The following is a 21,531-nucleotide window of genomic DNA, read 5'->3' on the forward strand; positions in this document are numbered from 1 at the left end:
GAGGGTTCCACCCCCGTCACCTTGCCGGATGGGACGCAGACGCACCGCAACACATGGAAGGTTCAGGACGCCGGCGAGCTGGCCTATAGCCAGCTAGAGCGCCGCCTGTCGCGGTCGGGCGTGAAGGAAACGACGCTCGACTATACCCGCGACTTTGCCGAGCGGCGCGGGATCGCGGAGCAAATGGGCGTCCGCAGCGAGATCGAGATTCCGGCCGAGCGCACCGGGCTACGTGCGGAACGGGAGTCGACGGCCGGGGATCATGCCCTTGATCGGAGATCCTCGCAAAAAGTTCGCGCGGATCTCGCGCAGGATCTTCGTGCAGATCCGCGCGAGGATCTCGCCGGCGATCGACAGCAGCGCCAACGGCCGTTCGAGGGCCTGAAACTCGGCCGCCGCGCCGCGCCCGAGAGCCGCGAGCCAGACCGCGCCGGCGCGGACGGCCCGCAGATCGACCAGAAACGGCCGCAGCAGGCCGAGAAGCAGCGGCGCGGTATGTTCGCCGGCCTCAAGCTCAATGCGCGTCCTGCCCCCTCACAGGAGCGCACAGAGCGGCCGGAAAGGGAAGGGAGCTTGCGGCAGGCGCCTGCGCCCGACCGGCTGGCCGAGCGGGCGCGGGGGCAGTCGCCGCTTGAGGCCGCCGTTGACCGCTATTCGCGGGCCTATCAGTCGATCGACCAGCACCGGCGCGAGGGCTTGCCGGTCCTCGACATGCAGCGGCAGGAAATAGGCGATGCCGGCCGGCAGCTCGACCAGGTGCAGGGCGGCATGAAAGATTTGCTGCGCTCGACGTTGCAAAACGACCCGGCGACGGTGCGCGCCATGACCGAGCTTTCCGGCCGGGAGCGTGTCGCGCAGGTTATCGACGGGATGAAGCGCGAAAACGCGGCGCTGCAAGACCCGAATATCAGGGCCGAGCGGTTCGTTGAACGCTGGCAGGAGCTACAGGGCCAGCGCCGGGAGCTTCGCGGCTGGCAGCACGACGATGCCCGCGCCAAGGTCGAAAGCCAGATGAACGGCATGACCAAGAGCCTTGAGCGTGACCCGCAGGTAGATTCCATCCTGCGCAATCGCCGTCAGGAACTCGGAATCGGGCAGCAGCAGCGCCGGGGGCAGAGCATCGCCCACGAGCTGCAAGAGGAAATGTCACGCAGCCGGCAACTTAGCCGGGGCATCGGTTTGGGAAGGTAGGCACGGAGAATATGGCGGAGCTGGACGACGACAGGGAAGGAATCGAGCCGGAAGCACTGGACGAGGACGCCGGCGACCCGGCCGCCGCGTTCGACGCGCTCCGGCGCACGATCGAGACGCAGGGCGCGCAGATCGGCGCGGAAATGACCGTGATGCGGCGCGGGCTGGAAGCGGCTTTCGACCAGCTCGAAAAGATCGAGCCGGCGCAGGACTACAAGCCCCAGCTCGCCCAGCTCGTGCAGGCGCTCGACAATGTTGCGGAGCGGCTGCACGGCGTAGAGCAATCGCCTATTCTCCGGCAGGGTGCGACACACTATGCGGCGCTCCTCGAGCGCAGCGGCGAGGCCCTGATACGCACCGCCGCGCAGCAGCTCGAGCGGCAGGCGTCCGACCTCGAGCGCGCCGGCCGGAACCTCGCCGCTCATACGAAAAGCGCCTACGACCGGAAAAGTCAGGATTTCCGCATATGGATGGCCGGCCTTGTCGGGCTGTTCGTCGGCATATTCCTGATTTTGCTGTTGCCGCGTTTCCTGCCCTTCTCGGCCGACACCCATGTTGCGGCGACCGTCATAGGTCAGGACCGATGGAACGCCGGCGTCACCATGATGCGGGTGGCCGATCCCCGAAGCTGGCGCGGCGTGGCCGATTCCTCGCAGCTCGTGCGCGACAATGCCGAGGCGATCGGGCAATGCGCCGAGGCCGCGCGCACGGCCGGTTCAGATCAGCAATGCACCATCACCGTGAAAGCGCCGGCAGCACCGGCGCAGTAGGGTTGTGGGGGGACACCAGTTATTTCGGGAGGTTTTCTTCCGCCTCAACAGGTCCGGCGGCCATCGCGACGAGGCGCGCCGCGATACGCTTGCGCAGTTGCTCGGGGAGCGGGCGCGACGACAGCGCCTCGTGAATCCACAGCCCATCGGCGGCAAGGCGCGAAATGAACCTGTCCAACTCGGCAGCGTCGTTTCCAATCGGCGCAGGAGGTGCCCAGCGGTCGATGACCTGTTGCCACAGATCGCCAAGCTGCCGATTGTCGGAGCTTTCCAGCATGAGCAGCAGTTCGACCCGCCGGGCAGCTCTTGCGCAGGTGTTGATGTAGGCGGCGTGTCGTTCGGCGTCTGTCGCCCTGTCCGAGGTGTTGCCGGCGCTCGCTTCCAGCTCCTGTTCCCATGAGCGAGTCAGATGCTCATGGGTGGCGAGGATCAGGGCTTCGCGCGACGGGAAATGATACAGAAGGCCGGCGCGTGTCATGCCGGTTTCGAGCGCTACGGCGTCGAGGGTGACGGCGGTGAGGCCGTCACGCTCGATGATGCTCACAATGGCTTCAAGCACTTCGAGGCGCTTGCTGGCTCTCGCCATGTCGGCTTCCTTAGTGTTGTGTGGGATAGGCTGACGATTGCGAGCCGGGACCGTAGCGCCGCAACAGGATGCCGGTGATCAGGGCACCCACGGCCAGAACACCCGCCGCCACGTACATGACGACCGTATAGGCGTGGTCGAATGCGATTCCTGCCGCTTGACGCACGACAACACCATCGGCCCCCGCCTCGTTGGCAAAGACCAGCGCCGACGCCATGCTGTCGCGGGCCGCTTCCGAGGTTCCGGCGGGGAACACGACGTTGACCGTATAGAGGTAGGCCAAAAGACTTCCGAGAATTGTGACAGCGAACAGACTGCCAAACTCGTAGGACACTTCCTCGACCGACGACGCCATGCCGGCGCGATGCACAGGCACATTGCCCACAATAGCCGTTGATGCCACCGACATTGTTGCACCTACGCCGGCACCGGTCAGCGCCAGACCGGCGATCAGCCAGCCAAGGCCATGAGTGATGCCCCATGTCGCAAGCAGGACCGCCAGCGATCCCGCCGCAAGCCCGCCAGCTATAAGGATACGTAGGCCAATACGATGCAGGAATGCACCACCGAGCAGCGCAGTCGGCAATGATCCGAGCGCCGCCGCCGAAACCAGCATCCCGGCTTCCAGCGGCGTGAAGCCCGCAACGAGCTGGAAGCGTTGCGTCGTAGCAAGCTGAACACCGCCGATGGCGAACAGGGAGAACGCGGCCGCTAGAACGCCCGATGTGAACGCGGCATTGCGGAAGATCGAGAAGTCGAGCAGCGGGAACGGCAGGCGCAGTTGCCGGCGGACGAACAGCGCTCCGGCGAGGATGGCAACCAGCAGCGAAATAGCGGGGACGGCCCACGACTGCCCGGCATGGGCAGATTCCTTGATCGCGATCACAAAAGCCGACAGCGCCACCAATGCCTGAAACGACGACACCACGTCCCAAGGCTTGGTCGCATCGCCGGCCACCTTCGGCGCAACGATCAGCGCCGAAATGAAGGCAGCGACCACTACCGGCACATTGATGAGGAACACCGACCCCCACCAGAAATGGCCGAGCAGAAAACCGCCGATGATCGGTCCGAGCGCAGCGCCGACGACCGACAACGACCCCCAGATCGCAATGGCGATGTTGCGTTCCCGGTCATCCTCGAAGGTGACGCGGATGAGGGCGAGTGTCGCGGGCATCATCGCCGCCGCGCCGACCGCCAGAAAGGCCCGCGCCCCGATCAGGATTTCCGCTGTAGGCGAATAGGCCGCCACAATCGACGCGACACCGAACAGCACGAGGCCGATGAGGAACATGCGCCGGTGACCGATCCTGTCACCCAGCGTCCCGGTGCCGAGCAGCAGGCCGGCCATGACGAGGGGGTATGCGTTGATGATCCACAACCCTTGCGTTGCCGTCGCGCCAAGCTCGCGCGTCAGGGTAGGCAGGGCCGTGTAGAGGACCGAATTGTCCAGAACGATAAGCAGGAGACCGGCGGCGACGGTCACCAGAAGAACCCAGCGGTTCGAGTGGGCGGCAGGCATGATAGCACCATTCAGTGAGAGTAGCCAAACTTTACAGACAAGTTAGTAAAGTATCAAGCGCCTGCCCGTGAGGAACTTCAGACAATGGCCGACAGCGGGGCTTCGCATTCCGGGGCGCGATCAATTTGTCGCGAAATTCCTAAGTTTTGCGACACGCCCTGCATGTCGTTTTCAGAAGGCGACTGCACCAGTTCACTGGGCTGGCCGCCGTGTGTGCATAGAACTTCTGACCGGGAACGGTCAGAAGTTCTATGCACGAAGCGCCGCGAGAGATCGGAATTGCTCAGAACTCTTGTGCACGGCGCGACAAAGCCGGAACCGCCGAAAATTCCGGCGATCAACCGGCAAGCTGCTTGATGCGCTCGGCCAGGCGGCCGAAAGCCTCGTTCACGTATTCCAGCACCTTGGGTTCTGCGCCCTGCGTGCGCAGCGAGTCTTTGAAGGCTTCCAGGTCGGACAGCCATTGCCGATGCAGGCGGCCCAGCTCGTCGAGCTGAGGCCGGAAGTCTTGGAGACTGCCGCTCGCACGAAACGCCTGGTAGCCACGCTCAAGCGTGGCCGCCGTGGTCAGCAGTTGCGCGCCCATTTGCTTGTGCTGTTCGGAGAACTCGGCCATGCCGTCATAGGGCCGCGAAGCCTTGCGGCGCTCGGCTTCGGATGCCTCTTCCATGATGCGGGCGTAGCGGTAGAACCCTGGGAACTCGCGGGACAGCGCCATGAGCTGCTGATCGGATGTGCCGACCCAAATCCTGTGCAGGTCAGGCCCGTACCCCATCATGCGATTGATGATGGCATGGGCCTCGCTGACACCCTGGGCGGCAAGCTGCTGCATGTGTTGGTCGATCTTCGCGGCCAGTCGGCGGAATTCGTTCATGCTCATGTCCGTCACAAAAGGCGCGTTGATTGCCCTTGCGCCGTGAGAAGTGCCACCGCCTTCTTATCGAAGGAAACGAAGGTTTCCCCGCCAAGCCAGTTGCCTTCGTAGGCAATGACGCCATCGGCAAAGTCTCCGCCCGCGTCGAGCACCAGCAAGCCAGCCTCCACGGCAGGCCGGTTCACTTCCACATTCGCGGCGGCCAGTAGTGCCCGGATCGCGCTGGCCGCGTCGGCTTGCTGGAAGCCGTAGACACGCAGCAGCACCCAAACAAATTCGCATAGGCACGGCAGCGCGACCGCGATCAACTCGGCGTCGGTCAAGACTGCGGCGGCAACGTCCGCTTGTGCGGGATCGTCACGCACAACCGCACGCACAAGGACGTTGGTATCGACTGCGACCTTCATTGCTTACCTGCCCAGCCTTGCGCCGCCGCCTCGTTGATTTCTTCGATGGTGGCAACCTTCTGCGTCTTGCCCGCGAGCAGGCCGACAAAGCTGGCTATCGTCCCTGCGGGCCGTGCCGCCTTGAGCACGCCCCGACCGTCTGGCAACAAGTCCAGCTCGATCTTGTCGCCTGGCCTGATGCCGAGGTGTTGCAGTACGTCCTTCCGAAACGTCACTTGTCCCCGTGCGGTAACGGTCAATGTGGTCATGGTGGTTTGCCCTCGCAATCAAGGTTGATGCTTCACATAGTAATGCAAAAATGCCTTACCGTCAATGTCCGTCAAACGATCATTAGTCGGCCATGCCGGACACTGTCCAGCAAAGTTATTGCACAACGGGTTGTCGGACATTAAGATAGGCGGACGGAATGACGGACAAGAGAGGCGGCAAATGGCACTGATCGGCTATGCGCGGGTATCGACGGCGGAACAGGACACCGCCTTGCAGACGGATGCGCTACGCAAGGCAGGCTGCGAGCGCGTTTTCGAGGACACGGCTTCCGGGGCCAAGGCCGACCGCCCCGGCTTGGCTGATGCGCTGGCCTACCTGCGCGACGGCGACGTGCTGGCCGTCTGGCGGCTGGATCGGCTCGGGCGCTCTATGCCGCACCTAATCGAAACGATAGGCGCGCTGGAAGCGCGAGGCGTCGGCTTCCGTTCTCTGACGGAAGCCATCGACACCACCACGCCAGGCGGGCGGCTCATCTTCCACGTGTTCGGCGCGCTGGGCCAGTTCGAGCGCGACTTGATCCGCGAGCGCACCAAGGCCGGGTTGACTGCCGCCGCCGCTCGTGGGAGGAAGGGCGGGCGAAAGCCGGTTGTCACCGCCGACAAGTTGCAGCGAGCGCGGGAGCACATCGCCAACGGGCTTAATGTCCGAGAGGCCGCTACACGGCTCAAGGTGAGCAAGACGGCCCTGTACACCGCGCTGCAATCCACCAGTGCAGCCGACTCCTGATATTCCGTGCAGTCGTCTTCTGAAAATGACAGCTCACGCGCAGGTAGATGCGTGCGACTTTCATGCGGGCCTCCTGGTCATTTTGGGTATAGGGAAAATGACCATTGTTTCACGCCTAGCCAAAAAGGGAAGGTTCCCGGTTCAAATGTCGTTTTCAGAAGACGGCTGCACTGAACGTCAGAAGCCGACTGCACTATAGCAGCGGAGGGGTTGGATCCATCAGGCAACGACGGGCTGCTGCCGGCCATCAGCGGACGCAGGGAGGACTTTCCGCAACCGGCCGTTCGATGCGGCACCGATGGCCTTCGCGCAGGGGTAGTGAATCCGCCAGGATTGACTTGCGCTGCCCTACCTCTCACTAGTGAGGGGCGGCAGCGCATCAAGCGGTGAGCGCACTCCGGCACCGCCAACTTTCAGCACATGCGTGTAAATCATCGTCGTAGAGACGTCGGAATGGCCGAGCAGATCCTGCACGGTTCGAATGTCGTAACCGCTGCGGAGCAAGGCCGTCGCGAACGAGTGGCGGAGGGTGTGCGGTGTGGCGGGCTTCGTGATGCCTGCTTGTTCTACGGCACGTTTGAAGGCGCGCTGAAAGGTCTGGTCATACATGTGATGGCGACGCACGACACCGCTCCGTGGATCGGTCGAATGCGTGTGCTGCGCAAAAACCCAGAACCACGGCCAGGAATGCCCGGCGCGCGGATACTTCCGCTCAAGGGCGTCGGGAAGCGCAACGCCGCTGCGGCCCTCGGCCTGGTCCTTCAGCCACCATGCCCGTGCACGCGACAGCTGCTCGCGCAGGCTGGGTGCCAAGCTCTCGGGTAACATCAAGGCCCGATCCTTGGAGCCCTTGCCCTCCCGCACGATGATCGTGCCGTGATCGAAATCCAGATCCTTGACCCGCAGTTGCAAACCCTCACTGATCCGCATGCCCGTTCCATACAGAAGCTGGGCGAACAAACGATGCTCGCCTTCCAGAAAACCGAGGATGCGAACCACTTCATCCGGGGTCAGCACCACCGGCAAGCGCCGCGACGGCCGAGGTCTTCCGATCTCCTGAAGCCAGGGCAGATCCGTGCACAGCACCTTGCCGTAGAAGAACAGCAAGGCCGCCAATGCCTGACGATGCGTGGAGACCGAAACCTTGCGCTCGTTCGCCAGCCAGGACAGAAATGCCTCGACTTCGCTGCTGCCCAAGGTTGCCGGGTGACGCACACCGTGGAAACGGATGAAGGCACGAACCCAGTGGACATAAGCCTGTTCGGTTCGTAAGCTGTAATGCAAGTAGCGTATGCGCTCACGCAACTGGTCCAGAACCTTGACCGAACGCAGCGGTGGTAACGGCGCAGTGGCGGTTTTCATGGCTTGTTATGACTGTTTTTTTGTACAGTCTATGCCTCGGGCATCCAAGCAGCAAGCGCGTTACGCCGTGGGTCGATGTTTGATGTTATGGAGCAGCAACGATGTTACGCAGCAGGGCAGTCGCCCTAAAACAAAGTTATGCAGCCAAATCCCAACAATTAAGGGTCTTAAAATGGTAAAAGATTGGATTCCCATCTCTCATGATAATTACAAGCAGGTGCAAGGACCGTTCTATCATGGAACCAAAGCCAATTTGGCGATTGGTGACTTGCTAACCACAGGGTTCATCTCTCATTTCGAGGACGGTCGTATTCTTAAGCACATCTACTTTTCAGCCTTGATGGAGCCAGCAGTTTGGGGAGCTGAACTTGCTATGTCACTGTCTGGCCTCGAGGGTCGCGGCTACATATACATAGTTGAGCCAACAGGACCGTTCGAAGACGATCCGAATCTTACGAACAAAAGATTTCCCGGTAATCCAACACAGTCCTATAGAACCTGCGAACCCTTGAGAATTGTTGGCGTTGTTGAAGACTGGGAGGGGCATCCTGTTGAATTAATAAGGGGAATGTTGGATTCGTTGGAGGACTTAAAGCGCCGTGGTTTACACGTCATTGAAGACTAGTCCTTTGCATAACAAAGCCATCAAACCGGACGCCAGAGATTCCGCGCCTGTTGCGCATGGCTTCGCCATTTTATGCGCAATAGGCGCGCCACCCTGTCGCCGTTTATGGCGGCGTTAGATGCACTAAGCACATAATTGCTCACAGCCAAACTATCAGGTCAAGTCTGTTTTTATTATTTTTAAGCGTGCATAATAAGCCCTACACAAATTGGGAGATATATCATGAAAGGCTGGCTTTTTCTTGCTATCTCAATAGTTGGCGAAGTAATCGCAACATCCGCATTAAAATCTAGCGAGGGCTTTACTAAGCTTGCCCCTTCCGCCGTTGTCATAATCGGTTATGGCATCGCATTTTATTTTCTTTCTCTGGTTCTGAAATCCATCCCTGTCGGTGTTGCTTATGCAGTCTGGTCGGGACTCGGCGTCGTCATAATTACAGCCATTGCCTGGTTGCTTCATGGGCAAAAGCTTGATGCGTGGGGCTTTGTAGGTATGGGGCTCATAGTTAGTGGTGTAGTAGTTTTAAACTTGCTTTCCAAAGCAAGTGCCCACTAATAAACTCAGTCATCTAACAAGTCGTTGCAGCACCGCTCCAGCACTTCGTGCCTGCGCTGGACAGTTTTTAAGTCGCGGCTTTATGGTTTTGCTGCGCAAAAGTATTCCATAAAATCACAACTTAAAAACTGCCGCTGAACGACCGAAATGAGCCGCCAGCGAAAGCGCAGCTGTAGCGGGTCGCGCTCGATTAAATAGTTGGGCGTAACGCTTGAAGGAGATGCAAATGCTGTACCCGGAAACTCATACGAAATTCAAGCACGGTCAGACCGTGCGCAAAACGAAGGGCTCGATGTGGCACGGAACCATCGTCGGCTGGTACTCCACGATGCTCACGCCGGAAGGGTACGCGGTCGAGTCCACAACGGAGCGCGGCAGCGTGCAGATTTACCCGGCAGCAGCACTAGAGCACTGGTCGTCCAACTCGGCGTTGAACGACAGCTTTCCCAAAAGCTCTACGGCTGCTCTGGGTCGACACCGGTAATCGGATCGTTGCCGCACTGAACAGCGCCCCGTTCCAGGTCGCCTCCATTTATGCGGCTGAACCGAGGGAGAGCAGCTTTACGCCGTCTGGCCGCAGTTCGCCCTTGGGCGACACGTGCCGGTAGAGCGTCTGCCGGGTAATCCCGAGTTCTTCGCAGAGATCGCCCACCTTGGTTTCCGGTTGCCCCATGCTGGCCATCGCCAGGCGTAGCTTGGCGGCGGTCATCTTGAAGGGGCGCCCCCCTTTCCTGCCGCGAGCGCGCGCCGAGATAAGTCCAGCGACTGTTCGCTCGGAAATCAACTCACGCTCGAACTCGGCCAGCGCGGCAAAAATACCGAACACAAGCTTGCCGGCGGCAGTCGTCGTGTCGACCGCCGCACCGTGACCGGTCAGGACCTTCAGGCCCACGCTACGCGCAGTTAGGTCGTGCACGGTGTTGATCAGGTGGCGCAGATCACGGCCAAGCCGATCGAGCTTCCACACGATCAGCGTGTCCCCTTCACGAAGCGCCTTCAGGCAAGCAGCCAACCCTGGGCGATCATCGCGCCTGCCCGAGGCCAGATCCTCGTAAAGGTGCGCAAGGCTCACACCAGCGGCGATGAGCGCATCGCGTTGCAAATTGGTGGACTGGGATCCGTCCGCCTTCGATACCCGCATGTAGCCGATCAGCACCTTTTCACCCGTCACGTATACGTTCGATTATGTGACAGTGTGCGCCGGAAAATTCTGGCCGTCAAAATTTGTCACTTAACCCGTCATTCTGTCTAAGACATGCAAAGGGTCCATCAGGCTCGTAATGTGACAGAAATTCCGGGGGGATGCCTTCCTTTGCAAAGGTGGCTCGCAACTGTTCCAGGGAAGCTGGGTCGCGCCGACCATAGGAAGCCAAGGCGAACAGCGAGCGCGCCGTCTCGGGGTTGTGCCCGTTGCCAGTGATTGACGGGTTCGGGCTTCGGCGCTTTCGCCGGCAGACCACTGGTGAACCCGGTTTGGGGCTCGGACCAGAACAGCTTTGCATGCTCGCCTGGCGGGCTTATATCCCTCACCTCAATCAAGCTGATTGCCGCTGCCGCTGCCTCCAGCATCTGCAACCGTACTGCCGGGTTCAGGGTTTCATACGGTCGCCACAGACTTTGCCCAGCACGCAGCGGATGCCCGCAGCCTTGCCAGACTTGGCGGAGATACCCCGCGTAGGTTCCGCACGCCGAAAGCGGGGTGTTCAGCTCATCGAGCAGCGTGCGTAGCAGCCGAAACCACAATCCAGCGTGGATGCGTCGGCGCGGCAGCTCCACGTGACCGGTTGTCAGTGCCTGCCAGGTACGCTGGTCCATCGCCGCAATCGCGTCGCTGGCGGTGCGCGGCGCAGTGTCGGCGTTCTCCCAGCCGAGAAACCGCCCAGGCACGCCCCAATAGGATTCCAGCCAGCAGCCATGCAGCGGGCAGCTCAGCATCAAGGGCAGCTTCCATGCAAGCAGTACGGCTTGGTTTGCCGGGTCGTTCAGACAGAGCGGACAGGCGCGATGTATCGGCTGGCTGGGCAGCCAGGCACGCCAGCTCGTGATGGATCGCGTCCTACGGCGGAGTTTCGGCAGCAGCACCGAGAGCTGGAACGCATAGGTTTCCAATGCATCTGGAATCTGATCATCAAGACTGTCCAGTAGCCAAGGCACCCAGCCGGCGAAACTCATGCAACGCAGCCGATCCGGCTCGATGCCGCTCCGCAGGGAGAGCATCTCCAGCAGCGCCAGTGGTGGCGCGGTGTCCAGGTCATCAACCTGACCGTGACCAAGATCGTGCTCCAGCAGCTCGGACACCTCCATGTGATAGCAAAGGGCCACGCGGTTGAGCCACGAAGACAAGGCTTCGCCTTCCCTGGGAGCCGGATGCAGTGGCCAGCGTGGCGCTGGCTTCACATCAGTTCCCGCTCGAATTGCCGCCGCCGCTCGCTGGGACCGGTGTAATCGGCCATGCTGAGCGTGCGATGGTTGATCGCTTCCTCGCAGCTCTCCACGGCGACGATGGCCGCTGCCATCAGCAAGTGCGCCAGTTCGCCTATGGTGCCCTCGCTGCGTGTGAGCAGGTAGCGGGCCATGTCCAGCGTGGCAATCGACGAGGGTCGCCGCAGAGGAAGCGAAGCGGCGAAGCTGGCCAGCAGTGAGCAGCAATCGTCGTTGGCCTCCCACAGCGGCAGCATCATCGGCTCGAAGCGGTTTTCCAACTGGTCATCCGAGCGGATGGCCAGATAGGCGTCGCGCGTGCCAACCCCGACCAGTGGGATGCGCAGTTCGTTGCCGAGGAAGCGCAGCAGATTGAGGAATTCCCGGCGGTTGACGCTGTTACCAGCCAGGACGTTGTGCAACTCGTCGATCACCAAAATGCGCACGCCGACCTTGCGCAGCAGTGCCAGCGCCAGTTGCTCCATTTCCGGCAGTCGTGGGCGCGGTCGCAATGGCGCACCCATCGCCGCGAGCAGCGCGACGTAGAAGCGGATCACAGACGGCTCGGACGGCATCTGCACGACCAGCACCGGGATGTGCTCCTGGTCGGCATCGGCGCTGGCCAGATGCGTGCGCCGGAACTTCTCGACGATCATCGACTTGCCGTTGTTGGTCGGGCCGACCAGCAGCAGGTTGGGCATGCGTTGCTTGTTTGGCCACGCATACAGGGTTTCCAGCCGGTTCAGCGCCTCGACCGCGCGGGGGTAGCCGATCCAGCGGTCGGCGCGAAGGCGTTGGATGCGCTCGTCCGCCGGCAGCCGGGCCAATCCCTGCGCCGCCGGCAGCAGGTGGGACAGCTCGATGATGGGATATTCTTCCACGGCTACCACTCCTCAATCTGGTCGAACGGTTTGGCGGGCGGCTGGTTGTCCGCCTGCTGGTCATCCATGTCAGCGTCCGGTGGTGGCGTGGCTTTGACAGGCGGTGCCGTTGCCTTGAGATGCTGGCGTCGATCTGCGTCGCGCCGCGCCTTGCGCGTGGTCTTCTGCGCGGTGGTCACGATTTTGCGCATCTGGTCGATCATGCGGAACAACGCCGACTCATCCACCTGTTCGCGCCCTTGCTGCCGCAATTTCATCAGCGCCTGCCGTTGTTCCCAGAGGGTGACAGCCGGGTGCGACAAGGTACGGTAGGGAATTTCCAGGTAGTGCTGTCCCTCCGGTTCCAGGACCCAGATACGGCTGATGTCGCGCGGATCGCGCCGGATCAGAAAGGACGGCCAGCGTTCACGCCGCGCAATCCACGGCTTGAGCGCATCGGCGTAGTAGTGGATGTGGTCGATGACAAAGCCGGTGCGGGTCAGCGTGCGCCGGAGGATCGGCAGAAAATCGACCAGGAACGAAGTAGCGCGTGTGACGACGGCCGGTACGCCGACACGCGCCACGGCCTCGGCCCAGCGCGCGGCCGGCGGTTGGAGCAGGCCGTTGTGCACCGAACCGTGGTAGGTGCCGACCGCCAATGTGAGCCAGCGCTCTAGCTCGCGCAGCGTCAGGGCGGCCTTGTTTTCGGAATCGTAGTCGCCGCGCTGGTCAGGGTTGGAGAAGGTCGTTCCCGGCAGTTCGTCGTGAATCATCTGCATCGCCGTGCCGATGATCCGTTCCACGATGCCGCCATAGTGCGGCTGTCCCAGCGGGCGATAGTCCAGCCGGATGCCATGCTGCTCGCAACCCCGGCGCAGGGCCTCGCTCTTGAACTCGGCCGCGTTGTCTAGGTAGAGCAGCAAGGGCTTGCCGCTCATCTGCCAATCCATTTCCACGTTCAGTCCTTCCAGCCAAGGGCGCTTGTCGCAGGCGACATGCACGAGGCACAGGCCAACCGAAACGGCAGACGGCGCTTCCAGCGTGACGACCATGCCGAGCACGCAGCGGGTGAACACGTCGATGGCGAGGGTCAGGTACGGGCGGCCAATAGGTTGCCGGTCGCGGTCATCGACCACGATCAGGTCGATGACCGTATGGTCTATCTGCACCTGCTCCAGCGGCGCGGTCACGGCAGGAGGCTCGCCGCCCACACCTTGTAGGTCACGAGCGGCATCCTGGCCTTCCCGCCGGCGGATGACCTTGCGCGGGTCAAGGCTAGCGATCCGTAAGGCCACGGTATTGCGCGCCGGCACTCGCAGTTTTTGAGCCTTGCACACCTGAGTGACTTCGCGGTGAAAGGCCGCTAGGCTGCGCTTCTGCTTGGTCAGGAACCGCTTTTGCAGTAGCTCGTGGATGACGCGCTCGACCGGTTCCGGCAAGCGCCCCTTACCTTTACCTCCACCGGACTGGCCGGGCACCAGATCCGTCACGAGGCCGCTGCCTTGCCGGGCACGCCGGATCAGAACGTATACCTGGCGCCGAGACAAGCCCAGCGCCTGAGCCGCCATATCGGCCGCTTCGTGCCCGACCGTCTCCGACTGCGCCAACGGACTGATGATCTCCGCACGACGGCGCGCACGCTCCCAAGCCTCATCAGGCAGAGTGGCCACGCCTTGTTCTGGAATCCGTGGGGTGTCCGTCGCCATGCTCACCTCGCTTTGGTGCACACGAGTATTGAGCATAGTCGAGATTGGTGCAGATCACTTCTGATATTGAACTGTCAGGAGCTGGCTGCACAACAGCCATTACGCCCAATCAACTGGTGCAGTCGTCTTCTGAAAATGACAGCTGCGGACGTGGTGCAGGTTTCAGGATTTGCGCGACATAAGGGGCGCGAAGGAATTTAATTCTGGATCACCAGATCAAAAGACCTTGGCGGGCAGACGCGCTCGAAATAGTAGCTTTCAACATCGTCCCAAACAGCGTGCCACGCGGCTAAAAAGCCCTCCGCGCCCTGTTCGCGCGCAGCAGTCCGTTCATGCCGCACTTTGGTCGGCACATCCACGATCACGGCGAGGTCGATCAAATCCCGAAGGAACGGAGATGCGGAATAAGCTCCTTCGAGCAGAATCGTGGGCGCTGGCGCGACTTCGGTAAATTCGTTCTTGAGGCTGTAAGTGCCATCCGGGCCTAGTCCCTGCATGAAGTCGAAAGCTCGCCACTGTGCAGGTTCCCCCTTGCGTAGAGGCTCTATTGCCTCGCGAACGCGGTCCCACTCAAAAACGCGATTCAACCGCTCCGCCACGGTTTTGTGAGGCCACTCGGATTCGGGAACCTGCGTTTGATAGAAATCATCGAGCGTAACCAAGGCTATGTCGGTCAGCTTCGCCAACCTTGCCGCAATCGTTGACTTACCGGAGCCGCTTCCCCCGTCAAGCGCCACGACAACAGGACGTGCGAGTTCGGCGCGGAGGGCTTCTATTCTCTCAAGTATGTGGAGTTCAGGCGACTTCATTGTTCAACCAATTTCGATGATGCTGCGTTGTCGCAAAAATTCCAAAACCCGCGACAGCTTTCTTGTCGCATAATAGGGATTTCCGCGACGGTTTGCACGAGGTAGATTCCGGGCATGTCGCCCACGAGGAAGCCCCTGCCCTTGCTTATCGGATATGCCCGCGTCTCGACCGACGGCCAGACTCTCGACCAGCAGCGCGCGGCGCTGAAAGCGGCCGGCTGCAAGCGCGTGTTCGAGGAAAAGGCATCCGGCGCGCAGCGCGGCCGCCGCGAGCTGGCGAAGATGCTGGACCATTTGCAGCCCGGGAACGTGGTGACGGTGACGCGGCTTGATCGCCTCGCCCGATCGACGCGCGATCTTCTCGACATTGCTGAGCGGATCGGCCACGCCGAGGCCGGCTTGCGTTCGCTGGCCGAGCCGTGGGCCGACACGACGACGCCGGCCGGGCGCATGGTGCTGACTTTCTTCGCCGGCGTTGCCGAGTTCGAGCGCAGCTTGATCCATGAGCGCACGAGCGCCGGCCGCGCGGCGGCGAAGGCGAAGGGCGTTCGGTTCGGCCGCCCCCCTGCCCTGTCGGCCGAGCAGATCGCACACGCCCGCCAGCTCATCAGCGAGGACAAGAAGCCGGCCGAGGTTGCCCGGCTCTTGGGTGTGCATCGCTCTACCCTCTACCGGGCCATAGAACGCATTGACGTGGATACGCATTGACGCAACTACGTTTAGTCGCCCGGCCCTAGAAGTAGTGCCTTTCTCGCCCCCTTACGCAAAGGGTTGCAGAATCGGGCGATTTCGTCTCTTCATGTAGACATGGCGAGTCGCACCCGAGAACAAGTTAAGCTGGAAAGTGTCCGAAACCTGCGCGCCCGTTGGCGCGCGGAGGGCCGGATTCTTGTGCAGGCCGATCTGCCCGGCGAGCTGGTCGCGGCGATTGACCGCCTGAAGGACGACGCGGGCTTGCGAGGGCGCGCGCCGATCATCGAGGAAGCGTTGAGGTTCTATATCGAAGCGAAGCAAGGGACATAACGGCAAAACGCCCGACCGTTGGCGCGGTCGAGCGTTTTATAGGCCGTCAGACACACCGTAGAGCCGGGGCCATCAAAGTCTCCCCTTATCTACGCTAGAGCACTCCAATTCGCAAGATTGATTCTTGCGGAAACGGGGAAAGCTGTGCCTGCCGTCCGCGCTGTCATGTCCTTCAAAAGGAAGGACGAGGGCATATGTTGAGGACGCACTACGCGGCCGCGATCGGCTGCGCGCGCGGGAACGCGCTTGATGAAATCATGCGGGAGGTTTGGACTCGATACGGCGCGGGCCAGCTCACCGACGACGAGGCCGGCGAGCTTACGACGCTCGCCCATGAGCGCCGGGCCGCCCTGCGGGGATCGGGACAGACCGCGCTAGGGTTGATCTTTCCGCCCCCTGCCCCACGCTGCCCGACACCAGTTCGCCGGCATAGCCATATCCGGGGACGATCGGAGGGCCGCATATGGCGGCCGACGACGCGCAAGGACGTGCAGGCGATCTTGAAGGCGGCCGAAATCTACAACGAGGCCGGCTTGCACGAGAAGGGCGAGCGCAGCGGGCCGCTAGGATCGGTGGCGCTGGACGTGCTGCGGCTGTTCGTCAATCTCATCGACTTCCGCACCGGCCGGCTTGAGCCGTCAATCACCACGATCATGGATCGGCTAGGCCGGTCGCGCGATACGATCGTGCGGGCGCTGAAGAATCTGCGGGCGCATGGCTTCATTGACTGGCTGCGGCGCTATGAGCCGACCGGGAACGAAGGGCGCGGCCCACAGGTGCAGCAGGCCAGCAACGCCTATCGCCTGTCCCTGCCGGAGAAGGCCCGGCAGTTCCTTGGACGGTTCGGCAAGGCTCCACCCCCGCCCGCCGATCATGGACAGGATCAGCGGGCTTGGAGCGAGGCAATCGACGCCTACAAGACCACCCTGCCCCTCGATGAGCGAACGCAGATCGACGCCGGCGATAGCCCGCTAGGACAGGCCCTTGTGCGCATGGCGAAAAACTTCATGAAACGTGAGTCCGATAACCAGACTGAATCCCCATCTGATCTTTATCTAAGAGGCAAAACATAAGCGGTCGCCGCTGTTCGGGCTGCTTACGCAGCCCTGCGGCGGTTCCGGCCCGCGTATAGGCGGGCCGGGAAACGGCACCCCCACTACCTAATCCGCACCGCTCGCGCCTGCGACCAGCGTCCTATGGCTTTCGAGAGGGAGTGAAGGGCAAGGTCGGCGCTTAATTATTTACGTTAATACGTATTGACGTGTAAACGTATTACCTTGATAGAAGGCGATGGCGGCGGCCGGGAAAACGTGCTAGAGTGTACACAATTCAACACACGGAGGCGATTCCATGACCGCCAGCACCACCATGACGATTCGGGTTAGGCCCGATGTGAAAGAAAAGCTCGACCGGATCGCGAACGACACGCAGCGAAGCAAATCCTTCCTCGCCGGCGAGGCCGTCGCCGCCTATGTCGATCGCGAGCTTGAAATCATCGACGGTATCAAGCGCGGCATGGCTGATGCAGCGGCCGGCCGAGTGATCCCCCATGCGCAGGCCGTCGCGGAAATGCGTGAGGTTATCGAGGAAGCGAAGCGCCGGAAAGCCGCGCGCGGATGAGGCCGGTTGTCTGGTCGATTGAGGCGCAGCGGGATAACCTCGAAATCCTGCGCTATATCGCAGAGGACAACCCATTCGCCGCCGAACGGGTCGTGGATGCGATCGAGGACGCCGGGAACAAGCTCGGCGAATTTGCGACCGGCCGGCCGGGGCGGGTGAGCGGAACCTATGAAAAGTCCCTCGCCCGTCATCCCTACATCATCGCCTATGAGCTGCGGGACGTGGGGGGCCGGGAAAGCGTCGTGATCGTGCGCGTCATCCACACGTCGCGCGACTGGCCGGCCGAGGAATGGCCGCACTAGCTTAAAGACGTAGTAACGTCCTTAGCTATATGCTTCAATACGTATTCACGCAAAGAAGGATTGACGCATGAACGTCATTGCGTTTTTGAGCCAGAAGGGCGGGAGCGGAAAAACCACGCTTTCGGTTCATACCGCCGTGGCGGCCGAGGCGACCGGCGAACGGGTTTGCGTCATCGACGCGGACCCACAGGAGAGCGCGACCGCATGGGCGAGCGCGCGGGAAGCCGGAACGCCGATCGTCGCCACGGCGCAGGCCGGGGAGCTGGACGCCGCGCTTAGGGCGGCCGAGGGCGAGGGCATGACCTTGGCCGTAGTGGACGCCCCGCCCCATGCCGCCCCGGCGGCCGGCCAGATCGCCCGAAGGTCGGAGCTGGTCTTGATTCCGGTCAGACCGTCCGCGTTTGACCTCGCTGCGGTCCCGGCCGCCGTCGAGATCGTGGCGGCCGCGAAAGTGCGCGGCGCGTTCGTCCTGTCTGCCTGCCCGTTCCGTGCGCCCGAGATCGGGGAGACGCGCGCGGCGCTGGAAGCCTACGGACTGCCGATCGTTCCCGGCGAGATTACCGACCGGCGCGCGTTCGCCCGCGCCGTCACGACTGGCAGCGCCGTGACGGAGTTCGAGGCCGAAGGGAAAGCAGCGGAGGAAATCCGGGCTTTGTGGGCGTGGATTAAAGGCACGTTAGAACGTAAATAGCTAAATACGTAAGCGCGTATTGAAGGAGCGAAACCTATGGCAAAGAAAGCAACCGGCCTCGCGGCCTTCACCCGCCCGAAGGCCGGCGCGGAGGCCACCAGCCTTGCAGCGATCGAGGACGATCGCCCGGCCGTGGAAATCCCGACGCCGAGGCGAAAGAGGGGAGGGGGCGAGACTGTCGCGCTTACGGTCAAGGTCCGGCGATCGGACTGGCAGCGCCTTCGCCAGCTCGCGGATGCAGAGGGAACGACAATTCAGGCGATGGCCGAGGCCGGGCTTTCGGCGGTTCTGGCACAGCACGGATTGCCGCCGATCGAGCCTTATGCACGTTGATACGTAAATAGCTAAATACGCTAATGCTTGCGCGCGTGGCCCGCCCCCCGGCCGTCCCTACGGCCCTAGATGATGAGAGCGGGCCGGCCGGGGGGCTATCGTCGCGGCCGTGGCGTTTCCCTGAATAGAGCTTGCACCAGGTCGGCGGGTGGATCGCGGCGCAAGCCGCGCCGGCCCGGAGGCGAACGCGCTCCCCAATAGCGCCGTAGAGAGCCGGAGGGCCGTTCGTAACAAAGTCCCGGCGCTATGCGCCGGGTCCGCTTCTTGTCACGTCAGGCAGCGTCATACAGCCCCCGGAACTCTGCATCGGCATAATAGGCGAGCTTGCCGGCGACGATCGGCCGTTGCCCGGCGAGGAACAGCAATTCGACATGCTGCGGCAGGTTGCGGACCTCATCGGGGGTCAGCAGCGGGCGGGCCGTGTGTTGCTCGCCGTAGGAGATGCCGGATTTATCGGAATCGAGCGCCCGGCTCATGGTCTGGAACACAACGGTTTCCTGCCCGAGCAGATCGGAGACAAGCCGGGCGCTGTCGTGATCGTTGACGCCGAACACCTGTAGGACGCCGGCATTTGACAGGAAGGTGCCGGCGCGTTGCCCGTAGGTGGCGCGGAGCTGGTGAACGTCTTGCAGGATCGGCCAGAGCTGGACGCCGTAGCCGGCCATGAGGCCCATTGCGCGCTCGACGGGGGCCAGATGGCCGAGGGCGGCGAACTCATCGAGCAGATAGAGGACCGGCACGGCCGGCTTGGCGGGATCGCGGGCCATGTCGGTGAGGCTTTGCGCGACGAGCAGGCGCAGCCAGCGGGAATAGGTGGCGAGCCGATCGGGCGGCAGGACGAGGAACACCGAGACGTTGCGGCGCTTGAGATCGGCAAAGCCGAAATCGGATCGGTCGAGGACGGCGACCATGCGCGGGCTGTCGAGGAAATGGGTATGGCGCTGCGCGGCCGAGAGGACGCCGGCCGCCTCGCGGTCGGATTTGCCGAGGTGGCGGTTTGCAGCGCGGGCGATCAGGCCGGAGGCGGCCGTTGATGCCTGCATGTCCTTCAGGAGCGCCGCGAAGGCTTCAGGGGCGAGGGTGAGATATTCGCGCAGGGTGGCGAGGTTCCGCCTGTCGCGCGGCGCGCTGGCGGCAATATGGAGGATCAGGCCGGCAATGAGCGCCTTGGCTTCCTCGTTCCAATGCGCTTCGCCGGCCATGCCCGGTTCATCGAACACGAGGGCGTCGGCCAAGGTGCTTGCATCTTCCGCGACATCGAGGCCGGCCGGGTCGAGCTGGTCGAGGGGATTGAAGGCGGCCGAGGGCTGGCCGGTGACGCCGAAGGGGTCGAGGACATGGACCGGGCCGAATTGCTGGCGGGCGCGGCCGGCGATCTTGGCATTTTCGCCCTTGGGGTCGATGCAGATCACGGAGCGGTCGGCGGTGAGCAGGTTGGGGATGATGGTTCCCACCCCTTTGCCGGTGCGCGTCGGTGCCATCGTCAGCAGATGGGCCGGGCCGTCATAGCGCAGGAGCTTTCCGGTCTTGCCGTCGCGGCCGATCAGCAGGCCGGAATCGGCGCGGGCGAGGGCGGCGGTTTCCTTGTCGGTGGCGAAGCGGGCCGAGCCGTGGGTTTCGCCGTCCATATCCCCGAAATGGATAATCAGCGGATTGGTGAGGAAGCGGAAGGCGAGCGCCAGCAGCACCAGCAGCGTGACGAGATCGAGCAGGAGAACCGGAACCGAGCCGACGCGAAAGCCGATTTGTTCGAGAGCGAAGCGGCCGCCGAAGCCGACGACGAACAGGACGATAACAAGGAGGAACAGAAGCCCGAGAAGCGGTTTCCAGATGCGGAAAGGTGCGGCGAGCAGAGCGACGAACGCCCATAGCGGATCACGCGCGGCCTGCCGCACCATGTTCTTGAACGCACCCCATGCAAGTCTCGCCTGACTCATGCGGCCGTCCCCCCGGCGCTGCCTGTCGTCTCCCCGGCCGGCGCGTTGTCGATCAGGTCGGCAAACAGTTCCTTGTCACCGGGGCGCGTCAGGAAGTCGGGCAGCTCACGCTTGAGCCATTCGCCCAAGCGCCGGGAAAATTCTTCATCCTTGCCGTGTTCGAGGCGATGCAGGACGAGCGCGCCGAGCAGCACCTTGCGGCGCGTGTCGTTGGCGCGTTCCTGCTTCGACAGACGGGCCTTGAGCGTGGCGCGCTGCGCATCCAGTTCGGCCAAGCGTTGTTCGATCGTTTTGCGCGCCATTCCTCAAATCTCCTTTTCCGGTTGTTCGCCTAGACTATCATTCCCGACCGTCTTTTCCAGCGTTTGCCTGTTGCGCTTGAGTTTTCAGCGGTTTTGCAGCACAATTCCGGCCTCAGTTCATTGCATCGACCTTGCCGCGAGCGCCACACCGATCAGCGAAAGAGCGTAGCGATTGAGTTGAGAAGGGCGCACTTACGAGTTACTGCGTAACTCAGCGCGCCGCCAGCTTGGAGGCTGGCGGGAAAGGCGGAAACGGGATCGAGGCAACGGGTTGGCAATCTACCATTTCAGCATGAAGCCAGTTTCGCGGGCGGGTGGCCGTAGCGCCGTCGCCTCAATGGCTTATCGTGCCGGGGAGAAGCTGACCAACGAGCGCGACGGGATCACGCACGACTACACGGCCAAGCAGGGTGTTGAACATGCCGAGATCGTCTTGCCGGAAGGCGTGAACGCCGATTGGGCGCGGGATCGGTCGGACTTGTGGAACGCCGCCGAATTTGCCGAGAAGCGGAAGGACGCTCGCGTTGCGCGGGAGTTCGAGATTGCCTTGCCGCATGAGCTTTCGGCCGAGCAGCGGCTAGAGGCGGCGCGGGAGATGGCGCAGGAGCTGGCCGACCGCTACGGCGCGGCCGTGGACTT

At 62.4% G+C, this 21,531-nt stretch carries 25 protein-coding genes and 2 pseudogenes; 14 read left to right on the forward strand and 13 right to left on the reverse strand.

The features are described 5' to 3' along the window. Positions 1-1,191 (forward strand): annotated as a pseudogene (locus FG152_RS25995) (Ti-type conjugative transfer relaxase TraA); the annotation flags it as partial. Positions 1,192-1,202: 11 nt separating this feature from the next. Beyond that, positions 1,203-1,961 carry a DUF6118 family protein gene (locus FG152_RS26000; protein ID WP_006473465.1) on the forward strand — a complete coding sequence of 253 codons (759 nt, stop codon included), beginning with the start codon at positions 1,203-1,205 and terminating at the stop codon, positions 1,959-1,961. A 19-nt stretch (positions 1,962-1,980) separates the two neighbouring features. Here the strand turns inward: FG152_RS26000 and FG152_RS26005 are convergent, their stop codons facing one another. From FG152_RS26005 to FG152_RS26025, 5 genes are all read right to left on the reverse strand, one after another. Beyond that, positions 1,981-2,547: a TetR/AcrR family transcriptional regulator gene (locus tag FG152_RS26005; RefSeq protein WP_008786762.1), complete on the reverse strand. Its 567-nt coding sequence runs from the start codon at positions 2,545-2,547 to the stop codon at positions 1,981-1,983. A gap of 10 nt (positions 2,548-2,557) precedes the next feature. Further along, a complete protein-coding gene (locus FG152_RS26010) occupies positions 2,558-4,069 on the reverse strand; it encodes an MFS transporter (protein WP_049285546.1) in 1,512 nt (503 codons plus the stop codon). A gap of 337 nt (positions 4,070-4,406) precedes the next feature. After that, positions 4,407-4,943, reverse strand: a complete 537-nt coding sequence (locus tag FG152_RS26015; RefSeq protein WP_003159187.1) for a hypothetical protein — start codon at positions 4,941-4,943, stop codon at positions 4,407-4,409. A gap of 11 nt (positions 4,944-4,954) precedes the next feature. Next, positions 4,955-5,350 (reverse strand): type II toxin-antitoxin system VapC family toxin, encoded by a 396-nt coding sequence (locus FG152_RS26020; protein ID WP_003159186.1) that lies wholly within the window; start codon positions 5,348-5,350, stop codon positions 4,955-4,957. After that, entirely contained in the window at positions 5,347-5,598 is a 252-nt protein-coding gene (locus FG152_RS26025) for an AbrB/MazE/SpoVT family DNA-binding domain-containing protein (RefSeq protein ID WP_003108276.1), read from the reverse strand. The genes FG152_RS26020 and FG152_RS26025 overlap by 4 nt, the downstream gene beginning before the upstream one ends. A 181-nt stretch (positions 5,599-5,779) precedes the next feature. On the opposite strand from FG152_RS26025, the gene FG152_RS26030 reads away from it, so the two are divergent. After that, entirely contained in the window at positions 5,780-6,346 is a 567-nt protein-coding gene (locus tag FG152_RS26030) for a recombinase family protein (RefSeq protein ID WP_003159185.1), read from the forward strand. A 348-nt stretch (positions 6,347-6,694) separates the two neighbouring features. Here FG152_RS26030 and intI1 read toward each other — a convergent pair whose 3' ends face one another. After that, positions 6,695-7,708, reverse strand: a complete 1,014-nt coding sequence (intI1, locus tag FG152_RS26035; RefSeq protein ID WP_000845048.1) for a class 1 integron integrase IntI1 — start codon at positions 7,706-7,708, stop codon at positions 6,695-6,697. A 172-nt stretch (positions 7,709-7,880) separates the two neighbouring features. Between intI1 and FG152_RS26040 the strand changes: the two genes are divergently transcribed. The 3 genes and pseudogenes from FG152_RS26040 to FG152_RS26050 all read left to right on the forward strand — a co-directional run. Next, positions 7,881-8,333 (forward strand): NAD(+)--rifampin ADP-ribosyltransferase Arr-3, encoded by a 453-nt coding sequence (locus FG152_RS26040; RefSeq protein WP_001749986.1) that lies wholly within the window; start codon positions 7,881-7,883, stop codon positions 8,331-8,333. Positions 8,334-8,555: 222 nt separating this feature from the next. After that, the gene (qacE, locus tag FG152_RS26045; RefSeq protein ID WP_064161975.1) at positions 8,556-8,888 is read left to right on the forward strand and encodes a quaternary ammonium compound efflux SMR transporter QacE; all 333 of its coding nucleotides are present in this window, start codon (positions 8,556-8,558) and stop codon (positions 8,886-8,888) included. 220 nt (positions 8,889-9,108) lie between these two features. Next, positions 9,109-9,297: pseudogene (locus FG152_RS26050) on the forward strand (hypothetical protein); the annotation flags it as partial. A 123-nt stretch (positions 9,298-9,420) separates the two neighbouring features. Here the strand turns inward: FG152_RS26050 and FG152_RS26055 are convergent. The 5 genes from FG152_RS26055 to FG152_RS26075 all read right to left on the reverse strand — a co-directional run bounded on the left by FG152_RS26055 (position 9,421) and on the right by FG152_RS26075 (position 14,684). Beyond that, positions 9,421-10,044 (reverse strand): recombinase family protein, encoded by a 624-nt coding sequence (locus FG152_RS26055; RefSeq protein ID WP_003155741.1) that lies wholly within the window; start codon positions 10,042-10,044, stop codon positions 9,421-9,423. Between the two features lie 113 nt (positions 10,045-10,157). Continuing rightward, positions 10,158-11,285 carry a TniQ family protein gene (locus FG152_RS26060; RefSeq protein ID WP_498989231.1) on the reverse strand — a complete coding sequence of 376 codons (1,128 nt, stop codon included), beginning with the start codon at positions 11,283-11,285 and terminating at the stop codon, positions 10,158-10,160. Beyond that, a complete protein-coding gene (locus tag FG152_RS26065; protein ID WP_028604704.1) occupies positions 11,282-12,190 on the reverse strand; it encodes a TniB family NTP-binding protein in 909 nt (302 codons plus the stop codon). Before FG152_RS26065 ends, FG152_RS26060 begins: the two co-directional genes overlap by 4 nt. A gap of 2 nt (positions 12,191-12,192) precedes the next feature. After that, a complete protein-coding gene (locus tag FG152_RS26070) occupies positions 12,193-13,875 on the reverse strand; it encodes a TnsB C-terminal domain-containing protein (protein WP_172688984.1) in 1,683 nt (560 codons plus the stop codon). Between the two features lie 197 nt (positions 13,876-14,072). After that, on the reverse strand, positions 14,073-14,684 hold the full coding sequence (locus FG152_RS26075; RefSeq protein ID WP_020820347.1) for a uridine kinase family protein: 612 nt from the start codon (positions 14,682-14,684) through the stop codon (positions 14,073-14,075). A gap of 141 nt (positions 14,685-14,825) precedes the next feature. On the opposite strand from FG152_RS26075, the gene FG152_RS26080 reads away from it, so the two are divergent. The 7 genes from FG152_RS26080 to FG152_RS26110 all read left to right on the forward strand — a co-directional run bounded on the left by FG152_RS26080 (position 14,826) and on the right by FG152_RS26110 (position 18,653). Beyond that, positions 14,826-15,392 (forward strand): recombinase family protein, encoded by a 567-nt coding sequence (locus tag FG152_RS26080; protein WP_006473455.1) that lies wholly within the window; start codon positions 14,826-14,828, stop codon positions 15,390-15,392. Positions 15,393-15,575: 183 nt separating this feature from the next. Next, the gene (locus FG152_RS26085) at positions 15,576-15,707 is read left to right on the forward strand and encodes a ribbon-helix-helix protein, CopG family (protein WP_006473454.1); all 132 of its coding nucleotides are present in this window, start codon (positions 15,576-15,578) and stop codon (positions 15,705-15,707) included. 194 nt (positions 15,708-15,901) lie between these two features. Next, entirely contained in the window at positions 15,902-16,780 is an 879-nt protein-coding gene (locus tag FG152_RS26090; protein ID WP_020817827.1) for a helix-turn-helix domain-containing protein, read from the forward strand. A 277-nt stretch (positions 16,781-17,057) separates the two neighbouring features. After that, positions 17,058-17,327 carry a CopG family ribbon-helix-helix protein gene (locus tag FG152_RS26095; RefSeq protein WP_006473479.1) on the forward strand — a complete coding sequence of 90 codons (270 nt, stop codon included), beginning with the start codon at positions 17,058-17,060 and terminating at the stop codon, positions 17,325-17,327. After that, positions 17,324-17,629, forward strand: coding sequence for a type II toxin-antitoxin system RelE/ParE family toxin (locus FG152_RS26100; RefSeq protein ID WP_006473480.1), 306 nt, complete (start codon positions 17,324-17,326; stop codon positions 17,627-17,629). Before FG152_RS26095 ends, FG152_RS26100 begins: the two co-directional genes overlap by 4 nt. A 67-nt stretch (positions 17,630-17,696) precedes the next feature. Continuing rightward, positions 17,697-18,320, forward strand: coding sequence for a ParA family partition ATPase (gene parA / locus FG152_RS26105; RefSeq protein ID WP_021316632.1), 624 nt, complete (start codon positions 17,697-17,699; stop codon positions 18,318-18,320). A 36-nt stretch (positions 18,321-18,356) separates the two neighbouring features. Then, positions 18,357-18,653, forward strand: coding sequence for a hypothetical protein (locus FG152_RS26110; RefSeq protein WP_006473490.1), 297 nt, complete (start codon positions 18,357-18,359; stop codon positions 18,651-18,653). Positions 18,654-18,925: 272 nt separating this feature from the next. Here FG152_RS26110 and FG152_RS26115 read toward each other — a convergent pair whose 3' ends face one another. Together FG152_RS26115 and FG152_RS26120 are read right to left on the reverse strand one after the other, a co-directional pair. Then, entirely contained in the window at positions 18,926-20,590 is a 1,665-nt protein-coding gene (locus tag FG152_RS26115; RefSeq protein ID WP_023512661.1) for a type IV secretory system conjugative DNA transfer family protein, read from the reverse strand. Beyond that, positions 20,587-20,892, reverse strand: coding sequence for a hypothetical protein (locus tag FG152_RS26120; protein ID WP_020821017.1), 306 nt, complete (start codon positions 20,890-20,892; stop codon positions 20,587-20,589). Before FG152_RS26120 ends, FG152_RS26115 begins: the two co-directional genes overlap by 4 nt. Before the next feature lie 271 nt (positions 20,893-21,163). Here FG152_RS26120 and FG152_RS26125 point away from each other — a divergent pair. After that, a partial coding sequence (locus FG152_RS26125; RefSeq protein WP_498989242.1) for a MobA/MobL family protein occupies positions 21,164-21,531 on the forward strand: 368 nt, incomplete at its 3' end.

This window comes from Ochrobactrum sp. XJ1 (assembly GCF_024701725.1).
Lineage (GTDB): Bacteria > Pseudomonadota > Alphaproteobacteria > Rhizobiales > Rhizobiaceae > Brucella > Brucella anthropi.